The sequence below is a fragment of the Geodermatophilus sp. SYSU D00525 genome, from assembly GCF_054050475.1.
The window spans coordinates 1-14,761 of the sequence record NZ_JBJGZK010000013.1 but is presented as its reverse complement, the minus strand read 5'-3'; the positions used below and the strand labels follow the sequence as shown (position 1 = coordinate 14,761).

Below are 14,761 nucleotides of genomic sequence, written 5' to 3'. Positions count from 1 at the left end.
GGCCGTGCGCCGGGTGTGGTTGGTGGGACGGGCGTGCCGCGCCGCCGTCAGGACCCGGCGCGCTCCCCGCCGAGCGCCGCCCGGCCGGCCTCCAGCCGGGCCACCGGCACCCGGAACGGCGAGCAGGACACGTAGTCCAGGCCGACCTCGTGGAAGAAGTGCACCGAGTCGGGGTCGCCGCCGTGCTCGCCGCAGACGCCGAGCTTGAGGTCCGGCCGCGCCGCGCGGCCGCCCTGCACGCCGACCTCCACCAGCCGGCCCACGCCGGGGCGGTCCAGCGACTCGAACGGGGAGACGCCGAAGATGCCCTTGTCCAGGTAGGCGTGGAAGAACGCCGCCTCGACGTCGTCGCGGGAGAAGCCCCAGGTCATCTGGGTGAGGTCGTTGGTGCCGAAGGAGAAGAACTCGGCCGACTGCGCGATCTCCTCCGCGGTCAGCGCCGCCCGGGGGACCTCGATCATCGTGCCGATGAGGACGTCGAGGTCGACGCCGCACTCCTCGAACACCGCGGCGAGCACCTGCTCGGACTCCTCGCGGATCGCCTCGAGCTCCTGCACCGCGCCGACCAGCGGGATCATGATCTCCGGCCGCGGGTCCCCGCCGGCCGACTTGCGCTCGCACGCGGCCTCGGCGATGGCCCGCACCTGCATGGCGAACAGCCCCGGCACGACCAGGCCCAGCCGGACGCCGCGCAGCCCGAGCATCGGGTTCTGCTCGTGCAGCCGGCGGACGGCGGCCAGCAGCCGCAGGTTGGCCTCGTCGGGGTGCCCCTGCGCCTCGGCGACGGCCACCCGCACCGAGAGGTCGGTGAGGTCGGGCAGGAACTCGTGCAGCGGCGGGTCGAGCAGCCGCACGGTCACCGGCAGCCCGTCCATCGCCTCGAAGATCTCGACGAAGTCGTGCTTCTGCAGCGGCGCCAGCGCGTCGAGCGCCGCCTGCTTGTCCTCGTCGGTCTCGGCGAGGATCAGCTTCTCCACCAGCTGCCGGCGGTCGCCGAGGAACATGTGCTCGGTCCGGCACAGGCCGATGCCGCGGGCGCCGAAGCGGCGGGCGCGGGCGGAGTCCTCGGGGGTGTCGGCGTTGGTCCGCACGTCCAGCCGCCGCACCTCGTCGGCGTGGGTGAGGATCCGGTGCACGCTGCGCACGAGGTCGTCGGCCTCGGGCGAGTCCGGGCCGATCTCGCCCTCGAAGTAGCGGACGACGGCGGAGTCCTCCACCGGCACCTCGCCGAGCCACACGCGGCCGGTGGAGCCGTCGATGGAGATGAGGTCGCCCTCCTCGACGGTGACGCCGCCGGGCGCGGTGAACCGCCGGTTCGCGGTGTCGACCTGCAGCTCCTCGGCGCCGCACACGCACGTCTTGCCCATCCCGCGGGCGACGACGGCCGCGTGCGAGGTCTTGCCGCCGCGGCTGGTGAGCACGCCCTCGGCGGCGATCATCCCGGCGAGGTCGTCGGGGTTGGTCTCGCGCCGGACGAGGACGACCTTCTCCCCCCGGTCGGCCCACTGGACGGCGGTCTCGGAGGAGAACACCGCCTTGCCGACCGCCGCACCCGGCGAGGCGTTCATGCCCTGGGTCAGCCGGGTGGCGTCCCCCCCGGAGACGAACCGCGGGAACATCAGCTGGGCGAGCTGGTCGCCGGTGACCCGCCGGACCGCCTCGTCCATGTCGATGAGGCCCTCGTCCACCAGCTGGGTGGCGATGACGAACGCGGCCGCGGCGGTGCGCTTGCCCACCCGGGTCTGCAGCATCCACAGCTTGCCGCGCTCGACGGTGAACTCGATGTCGCACAGGTCGCGGTAGTGCGACTCCAGGCGGGCCATCGTCTGCATGAGCTCGTCGTAGGCGCCGCGGTCGATGCGCTCGAGCTCGGTCAGCGGCACGGTGTTGCGGATGCCGGCGACGACGTCCTCGCCCTGCGCGTTCTGCAGGTAGTCGCCGTACACGCCCTGCGCGCCGCTGCCCGGGTCGCGGGTGAAGGCGACGCCGGTACCCGAGTCGGCGCCGAGGTTGCCGAACACCATCGAGCAGACGTTGACCGCCGTCCCCGCGTCGCCGGGGATGCGCTCGCGGCGGCGGTAGAGGATCGCGCGCGGGCTGTTCCACGAGTCGAAGACGGCGTTGATCGCCAGGTCCATCTGCTCGCGCGGGTCCTGCGGGAAGTCCCGGCCGGTGTGCTCGCGGACGATGGCCTTGAACCGGCCGACGACGTCGCGCAGGTGCTCGGCGTCGAGGTCCAGGTCCAGGTCGGTGCCCTGCTCGCGCTTGGCCTCGTCGAGGGCGTCCTCGAAGTGCTCGCCGTCGATGTCGAGGACCGTCTTGCCGAACATCTGGATCAGCCGGCGGTAGGAGTCCCAGGCGAAGCGCTCGCTGCCGGACTGGGCGGCCAGCCCCTGCACCGACTCGTCGTTGAGGCCGACGTTGAGGACGGTCTCCATCATCCCGGGCATCGAGGCCGCGGCCCCCGACCGGACCGAGACCAGGAGCGGGTCCGCGGGGTCGCCGAGGGTCTTGCCCATCGCCTTCTCCAGCGCCGTCAGGTGCTCGGTCACCTGGTCGGCGAGGTCGGGCGGGGTGCTGCCGTGCTCGAGGTAGTGGCGGCAGGCGTCGGTGGTGATGGTGAACCCGGGCGGCACGGGCAGCCCGAGGTTGGTCATCTCGGCGAGGTTCGCGCCCTTGCCGCCGAGCAGGTCCTTCTGGTCCTTGTTGCCCTCGCTGAAGTCGTAGACCCAGGTGGTCGTGCTCGTGACGCTGCCCACCGTGCACCTCCGCGCTCGTCTCGCCGGCCGCCCGTCCGCTGCCGGGGCGGCGTCGCGGGGTCCCCGTCGGCCGCTCCGGCGAGCGCGGCCCCGGGTCCCCGGTGGGGGGTAGACGTCTCATACGTCCACCCGGAGCCAGGCAGCGATCGTCACTCACCGGACGGGGACACGCCAGCCCGTGTCTCGTCGTGGGACACGGAGGTGAGCGGCCTCACGCAGCGGACGGCCGGCCCGGCGGGAGAGGGGGCCGGGCCGGCCGGGGGTCAGGCGGCGGGAGTCAGGAGACGAGGACGAAGCCGAGGACCGCGAACAGGAGCGTCAGCACGACGACGAGGGTGCCGACGTAGAGGCCGGTGCGGTTGACCGGCGACGGCGGCGGCGGGACGTAGCGCGGGAAGCCGCTGGCCAGCGCGCCGCGCTGCACCTGCGCGGCCTGCTGCGGGGTGGGCGCGAACTGCGGCTGCGGCGGCAGCTGGACCTGGCCGGGGAAGGCCACCTGCGTGGGCGCGGCCGGCTGCGGGGCCGGGGCGGCGGCGGGCGCGACACCGGCCGGCACGGCACCGGCGGGGACGGCACCGGCGGCCGCGTAGGGCGCGGCGGGGGCGTAGGGCCCGGGCTGGGCGTACGGCGCGGCGGGGGCGACGGGCGGGTGGGGCGGCTGCGTCAACGCGGTTCCTCTCGGGCTGGCCCGGTGGACCTCCAGCCGGGCGGCGCACATGGTGACAGCCCGGTGGCACTCCGAGAAGGGATCCGCTCGCGGCGCCCGCGCGCTCAGCCGGAGGTGCCGCAGACGCGCGGGCCGTCCTCCAGCACCACGGTGAGCGTGGCCTCCGTGCCGTCGTCCCGGCGGACCCGGACCTCCTGGCTGTCCTGGTCCCCGAGCCGGCCCTCCGCGACGCCGACCACCTCCGCGTCGCCGGGGTGCTCGTACCCGGCGAGGACGTCGCCGACGTCGCCGCGGTCGCGCTCGGCCTGGCACAGCAGGTCGCCGGCGGTCCCCGTGTCGCCGGCCTCGAGCGCGGCCAGGAAGACCCCGACCGCCTCGCGGGCCTGCTCCTCCCCCGTGCCCTTCACCAGCGGCAGGGCCACGACCATGGCGACGGCGAGTGCCGCCGTGCCGCCGAAGACGGCCAGCAGCAGGCCGTTGCGGCGCCGCGGGGTGCCGGTGTGCAGCGCCTCGGGGCCCTCGTCGTACAGGTACGGGCCGCTCATCCGCCGCTCGTCTCCAGCTCCGCGCCGGCCGGCGGGCGCGGGTCGTCGCGGTCGTCGAGCCAGCCCTCGGGCAGCGCCACCGGCCGGGGGCTGCTCGTGCGGCCGCGCGGGCCGCCGAGGACGGCCGTCGGGTAGGGCTGGTCGGGGATCCGGTCGAGCAGGCCGGCCAGCTCGTCCAGCGAGCTGACCATCGCCAGGGCGCGGCGGACGTCGGAGCCCACCGCGAAGCCCTTGAGGTACCAGGCGACGTGCTTGCGGAAGTCGGTGCAGCCGTGCAGCTCGCCCTGCGCCTCCGACAGCAGCTGCGCGTGCCGGACCATGACCGCGGCCACCTCGCGCAGCGTCGGCAGCGCCCGCCGGGACTCCCCGGCGAAGGCGGCGGCGAGGTCGCCGAACAGCCAGGGCCGGCCCAGGCAGCCGCGGCCGATGACGACGCCGGCGCACCCGGTCTCGCGCACCAGGCGCAGCGCGTCGTCGGCCTCCCAGACGTCGCCGTTGCCGAGCACCGGGATGTCCACGGTCTCCACCAGCCGGGCGATCGGAGCCCAGTCCGCGGTGCCGCTGTAGAGCTGGTCGGCGGTGCGCCCGTGCAGGGTGATCGCCGCAGCGCCCTCGTCCTGCGCGATCCGGCCGGCGTCGAGGTAGGTGACGTGGCCGGCGTCGATGCCGATGCGGGTCTTGACCGTCACCGGCACGTCGCGGGCGGCGCGGACGGCGGCCCGCACGATGTCGCGGAACAGCACCCGCCGCCACGGCAGCGCCGACCCGCCGCCCTTGCGGGTCACCTTGGGCACCGGGCAGCCGAAGTTCAGGTCGACGTGCGCCGGTCGGGTGCCGGCGACCTCCTCGTCGACGAGCATCTCCACCGCGCGCCCGACGGTGGCCGGGTCCACGCCGTAGAGCTGCACGGAGAAGCCGGCGGCGGCCTCCTCGGGCGTGGCCCGGATCATCCGCAGCGTCTTCTCGTTGCGCTCGACCAGCGCCCGCGTGGTGATCATCTCGCAGACGTAGAGGCCGGCCCCGAACTCGCGGCACAGCGTGCGGAACGCGGGGTTGGTGATGCCGGCCATCGGCGCGAGGACCACCGCGGGGTCCACGGTGAGCGGCCCCAGCCGCAGCGGGGCGACCGCCGGCGCCAGGGTGCTCGTCACGCCGTCCAGGGTAGGTGGCCGCGCCCGGTGGCCGGGGTCACCCGCGGGGGCGCGCTGCCGCCCGGGCCGGCGCCGGCCCGCGTTCCTCCGTCGCGCCCGTCCGCGGAGGTGCCCCGGGCACCTCCGCGGACGTGTGCGCTCAGCAGCCGGGGAGCCGGGCGGCCAGGTAGGACTCCACCTGGTCCAGGCCGATGCGCTCCTGGCCCATCGAGTCGCGCTCCCGCACGGTCACGGCGTCGTCGTCGAGGGTGTCGAAGTCGACGGTGAGGCAGAACGGCGTGCCGATCTCGTCCTGGCGGCGGTAGCGGCGGCCGATGGCGCCGGCGTCGTCGAAGTCGACGTTCCAGTTCCGGCGCAGCGTCGCGGCCAGGTCACGCGCCTTGGGCGAGAGGTCGGCGTTGCGCGACAGCGGCAGGACGGCGGCCTTGACCGGCGCCAGCCGCGGGTCCAGCCGCAGCACCGTGCGGGTGTCGACGCCGCCCTTGGCGTTGGGCGCCTCGTCCTCGGTGTAGGCCTCGACGAGGAAGGCCATCAGCGAGCGGGTGAGGCCGGCCGCCGGCTCGATGACGTACGGCGTCCAGCGGGTGTTGCTGGCCTGGTCGAAGTAGGACAGGTCCACGCCCGAGTGCTCGGTGTGCGTGGACAGGTCGAAGTCGGTGCGGTTGGCGATGCCCTCGAGCTCGCCCCACTCCGAGCCCTGGAAGCCGAAGCGGTACTCGATGTCGACGGTGCGCTTCGAGTAGTGCGACAGCTTCTCCTTCGGGTGCTCGAAGTGCCGCAGGTTGTCCGGGGAGATGCCCAGGTCGGTGTACCAGCGGGTCCGCTCGTCGATCCAGTACTGGTGCCACTCCTCGTCGCTGCCCGGCTCGACGAAGAACTCCATCTCCATCTGCTCGAACTCGCGGGTGCGGAAGATGAAGTTGCCCGGGGTGATCTCGTTGCGGAAGGACTTGCCGATCTGGCCGATGCCGAACGGCGGCTTCTTCCGCGCCGCGCCCATGACGTTGGCGAAGTTGACGAAGATGCCCTGCGCGGTCTCCGGGCGCAGGTAGTGCAGCCCCGACTCGTCCTCGACCGGGCCGAGGAAGGTCTTGAGCATCATGTTGAAGTCGCGCGGCTCGGTCCACTGGCCGGTGACACCGCAGTTGGGGCAGGTGACCTCGGTGAGGCCGTTCTCCGGGAGCCGCCCCTTCTTCGCCTCGAAGGCCTCCTCGAGGTGGTCGGCCCGGAAGCGCTTGTGGCAGTTCTGGCACTCGGTCAGCGGGTCGGTGAAGACGCCGACGTGACCGGAGGCGACCCAGGTCTGCCGCGGCAGGATCACCGAGGAGTCCAGGCCGACGATGTCGTCCCGGCTCTGCACGACGGTGCGCCACCACTGCCGCTTGATGTTCTCCTTGAGCTCGACGCCCAGGGGCCCGTAGTCCCAGGCGGAGCGGGTGCCGCCGTAGATCTCCCCCGACGGGAAGACGAACCCCCGGCGCTTGCAGAGGTTGACCACCTTGTCGAGGCGGGCGGGGTCGTGCGTGGTGTTGCTGGCGCTCACGAGCTCGGTGCTCCATCCGGCTGGCGGTCGGCGGTTGACCCGCCCACGGTAGACGCCCCGCCTGAGCGGCCCCCGGCCGCGGCGGCCGCCCTGCCTACGGGGAGGTGTAGCCGCAGACGGCCGGCCCGCCCTCGTCCACCACGGTGACGACGAACGTGGCCGGCTGGCCGCTGTCGAGGGTCACCTCGAAGGTGACCTCGTCGACGTCGTCGGCCGCCGTCGCGCCGGTGGCCGAGCCCTCGGTGATCCGGCCGCCGAGGAAGGTGTCGAAGTCGGCGAGCACCGCCTGCCCGTCGGGGAACTGGCCCTGCCCGTCGGCGCACAGGCCGTCGTAGGCCGCGGCCGCGTCGCGGTCGACCACCGACTGCACCCACGAGGCGGCGAACTCCGGGCTGCCGGGGACGTTGAGGTCCCCGCCCGCTCCTCCGCCGCCGCCTCCGGTCGGGGTGCCGGCGCCGCCGCCGAAGCCGCCCTCACCGGACGACGACCCCGGCGAGGAGGACGAGGGCGACGACGAGGACGAGGTGGACGAGGACGGGGTGGACGCCGACGTGCTCGCCGACGTCGCCGTCGTGGCCGGGCCGTCGCCGTCGTCGTCCCGGGAGAGCAGGACCGCGGCGAGCACACCGCCACCGACCAGGAGGACGGCGAGCGTGGCGAGCAGGGCGACCAGCGGGCCCCGGCTCCTCCGCGGCGGCGGCGGCGGGGCGCCGTACCCGGGTGGTCCGTAGCCGGGCGGCCCGTAGCCCGGCGGCCCGTACCCCGGCGCACCGGCGGGCGGCTGTCCGAACGGGGGCGGCTGGCCGTAGCCGGGCTGGGGCCGGCCCTGGGGCGGCGGTCCGTACGGGGGCGGGGCGTACGGCGGCTGTCCGTAGGGGGGCTGCTGCGGGGTCTGCTGCTGCGGGGTCTGCTGCTGCGGGATCTGCTGGCCGGGGGCGCCCAGCCGCAGGGTGGGGTCGCGCTGGTCGTGACCGCCGGGCACCGGACCGCCGGACACCGGCCCGGTGGGCTGGTCCGGGCGCGGCAGCGGGGGCGGCGGGGGGAGGCGCACCTCGCGGGTGCGGTCGGGCGGCGGCGTCCCGTCGTCCTGCGGCGGCTGGCTCATCGCGCCCCTCCCGGCCCGGTGTGGACTGTCCCGCGCAGGCTACGCACCCGGGACCTGCGCGGCCGGGCGCGCGCCGGGCCCGTCGGCGGGCAGGTAGGCGCCCGGCTCGTCGAGGGCGTGCACCCACACCGGCGCGCCGGCGACCTTGACCTCCGGGGCCGACAGCGCGCGGCGGTAGGCGCCCACGCCCTCCCAGCGGGTGACCAGCGCCCACAGCGTCGGGTCGTCGGCGCAGCGGCCGGCCTCCCCGCCGCGGCAGCCGGGCCGGGCGGTCAGCGCCGCGAGCAGCCCGTCGACGGCGTCGGCGAGGCGGGCCGCCTCGGTCTCGGGCACGCGCAGCCGGGTCACCGCGAACACCGGCCCATCGTGCCGCACGACCGGCGGCACGGACGCCGACGGCCGGCCCCCGCACGCTGCGGGGACCGGCCGTCGGAGGGGTGCGTCAGCCGAAGTTGCAGACCGTGAGGTCCTGGCCGACCCACACCTGCACGCTCTGGGTGGTGCCGTCGTCGAGGGTCAGCTCGAAGGTCGCGACGTCGACGGCGTTGGCCGCGTCGTACTCGATGCTGACCAGGCCGCCCTCGGCGATCGTGTGGCCGCCCAGGACCTGGCTGTAGAAGTACAGCGTCAGGTACTCGTCGGGGGCGTACTCGGTGCCGGCCGAGCCCTGCTGGGCCGCGGCCTGCAGCTCGGCGCAGGACAGGCCGTAGGCGGTGGCGTAGTCGAAGTCGTACACCGCCTGGACCCACGCGAGCGCGAGGTCGGAGGAGCCGGGGATCTGGCCGGCGTCGGCGCCGCCGGTGTCGTTGCCCATCGGGGTGCCGGTGCTGCCGCCCCCGCCGTTGCCGGGGGTGCCGGCGCCCGGCGGCACACCGACCGGGCCGCCCATGTCCATGCCCATGCCCGAGCCGGTGTCCGCACCGGTGTCGGAGCCGGTGTCGGAGCCGCCGTCCGCGCCCTCGTCGCCGTCCTCACCGCCGTCGTCGGAGGCGTCCGCCGACGTCGAGGACTCCTGCGCCGCCGGGGCGGGGGTGTCGTCGCCGCGGAGGAGGAAGAAGAGGAGCACGCCGACGCCGGCCAGCACCACGACCAGCCCGGTGATCACCCAGGGCAGGACGCTCTTCTTCTGCGGCGGCTGCCCGTAGCCGCCGGGGCCGAAGCCGGGGCCGCCGCCCGGGCCGAAGCCGCCCGGCGCGCCGTAGCCGCCGGGGGCGCCGTACTGACCGGGCGCGCCGTACTGACCGGGCTGCGCGTACTGACTCGGCGCGCCGTACTGGCCGGGGGGCTGACTCATCTGCTTCTTCCGTTCGTGGGGACGGGCGCTGGGGGCCCGAGAGCGAGAGGAAGATAGGGAGACTCCGCCGTCCCGACCACAGGTTCGCGCGCGGCAGTTCCGCGGCCGGGTCACGCGCCGGTCACGGTCCGCCGCCCGGCGTCCGCCCCGTCCCTCCGGCCGACGAGCCACGGCCGAGACGCTGGTCGGGTCGCGGACCCGTCCCTAGACTCCGCCGTCGACCCGCACCCGGCCCCGGCTCCGACGAGCGCCCCGGGCTGCGGCACACGGAGGATCACCGGTGGAGTTGCAACAGTTCGGCCCCTACCGCATCGAGGCGCTGCTCGGCCGCGGCGGGATGGGAGAGGTGTACCGCGCCTTCGACACCGAGCACGACCGCACGGTCGCGCTCAAGGTGCTCTCCGAGCACCTGGCCGCGGACCGCGGCTACCGCGAGCGCTTCCGCCGCGAGGCGCACCTGGCGGCGCGGCTGAACGAGCCGCACATCGTCCCGATCCACCGCTACGGCGAGATCGAGGGCCGGCTGTTCCTGGACATGCGCCTGGTGCCCGGCCGCGACGTCGCCGCGGTCCTGGCCGAGGAGGGGCCGATGAGCCCCGAGCGGGCGGTCGGCGTCGTCAGCCAGACCGCCCGGGCCCTCGACGCCGCGCACGCCGACGGCCTGGTGCACCGCGACGTCAAGCCCTCCAACGTCCTGCTGACCGGCAGTGGCGACGACGAGTTCGTCTACCTGGTGGACTTCGGCATCGCCCGGTCGACGTCGGACGCACAGGGTCCGGCGCTGACCCAGACCGGCGCCGCGCTCGGCTCCTTCGACTACATGGCGCCCGAGCGGTTCCTCGAGAAGCCGATCGACCAGCGCGTCGACGTCTACGCCCTCGCGTGCGTGCTGTTCGAGTGCCTCACCGGCCGGCGTCCGTTCACCGGCGACGGCCTGGCCACGCTCATGTACGCGCACCTCAACACGACCCCGCAGCCGCCGTCCGCGCTGCGGCCGGGCCTGCCCCGCGGCCTGGACGACGTCGTCCTCAAGGGCCTGGCCAAGGAGCCCGACGAGCGGTACGCGACGTGCGGCGAGTTCGCCGCGGCCGCGCGGGCGGCGCTGAGCTCGGCCGGCGTGACGGTGCGGTCCGAGGCCGCGCCGCCGACGTCGGTCGCCCCGCTGCCGGTCCACCCGCAGACCGTGGGCTTCTCGAACCCCGGTCCCGCCGGCGGCTACGGGGCGCCGTCGCACCCCGGCGCGCCCGCGGCGCTGTACGGCCCGCCGTCCGACCCCGGCCCGCCCACCGGCTACGGCCCCCCGTCGAACCCGGGCCCGCCGACCGGCTACGGCCCGCCGTCGAACCCCGGCCCGCCCACCGGCTTCCCGCCGCCGGCCGGGCCCGGGTTCCCGCCGCCGGCCGGCTCCTCGGCCTCGGGCGGCGCGAGGGGCTCGAGCAAGCTGCCACTGCTGATCGTGGGTGCCGCGGTGGCGCTGATCGCGGTCGTGGTCGGGGTCATCGCCCTGGCCGGCGGCTTCAGCGGCGGCGACGACGTCCGGGCCGACGACACCGACACCTCGACGGGGAACACCTCCGACGCGAACACGTCGACGGGGAACACGTCGGACGGGAACACCTCCGGCGGCAGCACCGGCGGCGGGACCTCCACGGACGCCCAGGACCAGCTGCTGGCGATCATCCCGGGCGACTTCGACCCGGCGGCCTGCGAGGCCGCGGACCCGGCCGGGGACGGCGACGTCGCCGCGGTCAACTGCGGCGCCGCCGCGACCCAGCCCGGCCCCGAGGCGTCGTCGTTCTACCTGTACGAGGACGCTGCGACCGTCGACTCCGTCTTCCTCGCGGACATGACGCGCGAGGGCGTCAGCGCCTTCACCGGACAGCCGGACTGTGCCACCGGGCAGGGCTACGACGAGTACACGATCAACGGGGTGGATGCCGGCCGGCTCGGCTGCTTCGTCGACGGCGACAACAACGCGATCCTGTACTGGACGCAGGACGACCTGGCCGCCGAGGGCATCGTGGCCATCCAGAACGGCGGCCAGGCCGGGCTGGGGACGCTGTACGCCTGGTGGACCGACAGCACGCACAGCGACTTCACGCAGCGCTGACCGGCTCCCGGCCCCGCACGCGACGAGGGTCCCGTCCCCACCGGCCGGTGGGGACGGGACCCTCGTCGCGTCGGGTACCGGTCAGGCGCGGGCGGCGCCCAGCGCCTCGGCGGCCATCCGGTCCAGCCGCTCGGCCACCTGCAGCGCGGTCACCGGGCGCTGCCCCACCGGGGCGAGGCACGCCGAGACCAGCGCGGCCTCCTCGTCGGTCAGGCCGGGGGCGATCGCGGGCTCGGCGCTCATCACCCGGCGGATGGCCAGCAGCGGCTCGCCGTCGGGCAGCTCGCCGTACAGGCCGGTGCCGGTGAGCGCCCGGTTGAGGGTGGCGCCCAGCGCGAACACCTCGGTCGCCCGCGAGGGCCGGTCGCCGCGCAGCAGCGCCGGGTCCAGGAACTCGACCGAGGCGGCGCTGGCCATGCCGGTCAGCGTGACGCCCGGCGCGAGGTAGCGCGCCAGGCCGAGGTCGGAGAGCTTGCCGCCGTCCTCGGTGAGCAGGACGTTGGCCGGCTTGATGTCACCGTGGGTCAGGCCCGCCTCGTGCAGCGCGTGCGCGGCGTGCGCGGCGTGCGCCACCGCGCGCAGCACCTCGCCGCGGCTCAGCGGCCGCGCCGGGGCGGCCAGCGAGCCGAGGGGGCAGTACTCCATCGCGTACAGGAAGCTGTCCTGCAGCACGGCGTCGTAGACCCGGACCAGGTACGGCGAGGCCACCTGCGCGAACGCGCGCAGCTCCCGCACGCCCCGCTCGTAGGCCTGCTCGCTGTGGGTGCCGGTGAAGACCTTGACCGCGACGTACTCGTCGGGCAGGCCGAGCCGTGCCGGTGGGCGGGCGAGGTAGAAGCGGCCGTTGTTGCCCTCACCGAGCACGCGGACCACCTGGTAGTCCGCGATGGTGGCAGGCGCCGCGCCCACCAGGCCGACGGCATCCATGCATGTCCTCCTGAAACGCTGTCTCCCCGGCCGCGCCGGGACGCCGCGGTGCGCGGCAGCGGCACAGTGTGCCGGGGGACCCGCCGTCCGGGAACCGGTTCGCGCCTGCCGAGAAGCCGCGCGCGCGGGACCCCTACTGCCGGACCGCCGCGGCTAGCATCCGCGCCCGGCGTGGCCCCGGGTGCCCGGTTCCCGCCATCCCACCCGACCCCCGCGCGGTCCCACGCGGCGCGGACAGCTACGCCCGGAGAACACGTGGAAGCGCGCCCCGTCGCAGAGATCATCGCCTACGTCTTCGTCGACCTCGCGGTGATCATGGTCATCGCCCGGCTGATGGGGCGGCTGGCCGTCAAGGTGGGTCAGCCGGCCGTCGTCGGTGAGATCGTCGCCGGCATCCTCCTCGGCCCGACGCTGCTCGGCGCCCTGCCGGGCGACCTGGACCTGCTGCTGTTCCCGACCGACATCCGGCCCTTCCTCAACGTGCTGGCCCAGCTCGGCCTGGTGCTGTTCATGTTCCTGGTCGGTCTCGAGGTGGACCTGTCGTTCATGCGCGGCCGGGAGAAGGTGGCCGTGTCGGTGTCGCTGGCGTCGATCCTGCTGCCGTTCGCGCTGGGCGTGCTGCTGGCGACCTACCTGCACACCCAGCACGACGTCTTCACCGCCACCGACGGGTCGACCTCGGTGATCCCCTTCCTCGGGTTCGCGCTGTTCATGGGCGTGGCCATGTCCATCACCGCGTTCCCCGTGCTCGCGCGGATCCTCGCCGAGCGGCAGATGCACCGCGTCCCCACGGGCGTCCTCGCGCTGGCCTGCGCCGCCGTCGACGACGTCCTGGCCTGGTGCCTGCTGGCCGTCGTCGTGGCGATCGTGGCCGCCTCCTCGTTCAGCGGCGTGGTGCTGATCCTCGGCCTGTCGGTGGCGTTCGCCCTGGTGATGTTCCTGGTGGTCAAGCCGCTGCTGCGGGTCCTCGTCACCCGCTACGAGCGGCTCGGGCAGCTCACCCCGGAGATGCTCGCCGGCGTCCTCATCGGCATCCTCGCCAGCGCCTGGGTGGCCGAGGAGATCGGCATCCACTTCATCTTCGGCGCGTTCCTCTTCGGCGTCGTCATGCCGCGCAAGGGCGCCGCCCGGCTCAACCACGAGATCATCGACCGGCTCGAGCAGGTCAGCGTGCTCCTGCTGCTGCCGGTCTTCTTCGTCATCACCGGCCTCAACGTCGACGTCGGTGCGATCGACCTGGCCGGCCTCGGCGAGCTCGGCCTCATCCTGCTGGTCGCCATCTCCGGCAAGTTCGTCGGCGCGTTCGCCGCCGCCCGGGCGATGCGGGTCCCGCGGCGCCAGTCCACCGCCCTGGCCACGCTGATGAACACCCGCGGGCTGACCGAGCTGGTCATCCTCAACATCGGCGTCCAGCAGGGCGTGCTCGACGGCGAGATGTTCACGCTCATGGTGATCATGGCGCTGGTGACGACGGGCATGGCCACGCCGCTGCTCAACCTCGTCTACCCCAAGCGCATCCTCGACCGGGACATCGCCGCGGCCGAGCGGGCCGAGCTGGGGCTCACCGAGGCCTACACCGTCCTGGTCGTCGTGGACGAGCCCGACCGGGACGCCGCCCTGGTGGACCTGGCCTGCGACCTGGTGGGCCGCGAGTCGCCCGCGCAGGTCGTGCTGACCCGCGTGGTCCGCCGGTCCCGTCCCAAGCCCGAGGTGTCCACCGGTCTCGGCGCCGACCTCGAGCTGATGGCCACCGTGGCCGACGAGCTGCGGACCCTCGCCCGGATCGTCGAGGCGCGAGGGCTGAAGGCATCGGTCGCGTCGCGGTTCAGCGAGGACCCGTGGGCGGAGGTGGCCGACCTGGCCGGCAGCAGCCAGGCCGACGTCGTCCTGGTCCGCAGCGGCTGGGGCATCGTCGAGGGCGCGCTCGCCGCAGACGGCGCCGGCACCCCCTGGCCGCCGTCCCTGCGCGGCTCGGTGGTCACCGTCTCGGGCGAGCTGGGCGAGGCGGGCCTGCAGCCGGGCGGGCCGGTCGCGGTGCTGCAGGACGGCGACGCCTCCGGGCGGGCCGCGCTCCGGCTGGCCGCGCACGCCGCCGTGGGTCGCCGGGTGCCGCTGCAGCTGCGGGCCGCGGAGGGCCGGCGGGGCGTCCGGCGCAACGTGGCCGACTCGCTGCGCAAGGCCGGCGTCCAGGTCGCCGCGGAGACCGAGACGCTGCCCGCCCTGCTGCTCGCCCCGGCCGGTGCGGGTCCGGTCCCGGCCGCCGACGACCTGACGCCGATCCTGCTGGTGCACGCCGGCACGGCCGACAGCGACCGCGACATGGACGAGACCCTGGCCGGCATCGCCGCCCGCCCCGGGGCGCTCTGAGTCCCGCTCCCCCGCAGGCCCGGAGCCCGCGTCCCGTTCGAGGGGACGCGGGCTCCGTCGTTCCCGGTGCCGTTCCCCGCGGGGGCGCCACCTCCCCGTCACGCGCTCGTGCTCTGCACACGGGTGGGTGCAGAGCACGGGTCCACCCGGGACGGCACCCGGGCCCGGGTGGGCGCCCAGCGGGACTCCTCCTGCCGGCGCTCGTGCTCTGCCCCCACCCGCGGGGCAGAGCACGAGCGGGCGCAGGCCCCTCCGCGGCCCGGCCCCGGAACGCGACGGCGCCCGCCTCCCCG

At 75.0% G+C, this 14,761-nt stretch carries 11 protein-coding genes; 2 read left to right on the top strand and 9 right to left on the bottom strand.

Annotated elements, in window-relative coordinates:
• Positions 1–47: 47 nt before the first annotated feature.
• The 8 genes from ppdK to ACI796_RS12945 all read right to left on the bottom strand — a co-directional run bounded on the left by ppdK (position 48) and on the right by ACI796_RS12945 (position 9,064).
• Positions 48–2,759: a pyruvate, phosphate dikinase gene (gene ppdK / locus ACI796_RS12980; protein WP_456941647.1), complete on the bottom strand. Its 2,712-nt coding sequence runs from the start codon at positions 2,757–2,759 to the stop codon at positions 48–50.
• 277 nt (positions 2,760–3,036) lie between these two features.
• Positions 3,037–3,426 carry a hypothetical protein gene (locus ACI796_RS12975; RefSeq protein ID WP_456941646.1) on the bottom strand — a complete coding sequence of 130 codons (390 nt, stop codon included), beginning with the start codon at positions 3,424–3,426 and terminating at the stop codon, positions 3,037–3,039.
• 104 nt (positions 3,427–3,530) lie between these two features.
• Positions 3,531–3,971 carry a hypothetical protein gene (locus ACI796_RS12970; RefSeq protein WP_456941645.1) on the bottom strand — a complete coding sequence of 147 codons (441 nt, stop codon included), beginning with the start codon at positions 3,969–3,971 and terminating at the stop codon, positions 3,531–3,533.
• Positions 3,968–5,122 carry a tRNA dihydrouridine synthase DusB gene (gene dusB, locus ACI796_RS12965; RefSeq protein ID WP_456941644.1) on the bottom strand — a complete coding sequence of 385 codons (1,155 nt, stop codon included), beginning with the start codon at positions 5,120–5,122 and terminating at the stop codon, positions 3,968–3,970. The genes ACI796_RS12970 and dusB overlap by 4 nt, the downstream gene beginning before the upstream one ends.
• A gap of 139 nt (positions 5,123–5,261) precedes the next feature.
• The gene (locus ACI796_RS12960) at positions 5,262–6,665 is read right to left on the bottom strand and encodes a glycine--tRNA ligase (RefSeq protein ID WP_456941643.1); all 1,404 of its coding nucleotides are present in this window, start codon (positions 6,663–6,665) and stop codon (positions 5,262–5,264) included.
• A gap of 94 nt (positions 6,666–6,759) precedes the next feature.
• Positions 6,760–7,770, bottom strand: a complete 1,011-nt coding sequence (locus ACI796_RS12955; RefSeq protein ID WP_456941642.1) for a hypothetical protein — start codon at positions 7,768–7,770, stop codon at positions 6,760–6,762.
• 39 nt (positions 7,771–7,809) lie between these two features.
• Positions 7,810–8,127, bottom strand: coding sequence for an antibiotic biosynthesis monooxygenase family protein (locus ACI796_RS12950; RefSeq protein ID WP_456941641.1), 318 nt, complete (start codon positions 8,125–8,127; stop codon positions 7,810–7,812).
• An 85-nt stretch (positions 8,128–8,212) separates the two neighbouring features.
• The gene (locus ACI796_RS12945) at positions 8,213–9,064 is read right to left on the bottom strand and encodes a hypothetical protein (RefSeq protein WP_456941640.1); all 852 of its coding nucleotides are present in this window, start codon (positions 9,062–9,064) and stop codon (positions 8,213–8,215) included.
• A gap of 280 nt (positions 9,065–9,344) precedes the next feature.
• On the opposite strand from ACI796_RS12945, the gene ACI796_RS12940 reads away from it, so the two are divergent.
• On the top strand, positions 9,345–11,174 hold the full coding sequence (locus ACI796_RS12940; protein WP_456941639.1) for a serine/threonine-protein kinase: 1,830 nt from the start codon (positions 9,345–9,347) through the stop codon (positions 11,172–11,174).
• A gap of 81 nt (positions 11,175–11,255) precedes the next feature.
• On the opposite strand, the gene ACI796_RS12935 is transcribed toward ACI796_RS12940, so the two are convergent.
• Positions 11,256–12,101, bottom strand: a complete 846-nt coding sequence (locus ACI796_RS12935; RefSeq protein ID WP_456941638.1) for a protein kinase domain-containing protein — start codon at positions 12,099–12,101, stop codon at positions 11,256–11,258.
• Between the two features lie 255 nt (positions 12,102–12,356).
• Between ACI796_RS12935 and ACI796_RS12930 the strand changes: the two genes are divergently transcribed.
• On the top strand, positions 12,357–14,468 hold the full coding sequence (locus tag ACI796_RS12930) for a cation:proton antiporter (protein ID WP_456941637.1): 2,112 nt from the start codon (positions 12,357–12,359) through the stop codon (positions 14,466–14,468).
• Positions 14,469–14,761: the final 293 nt, after the last annotated feature.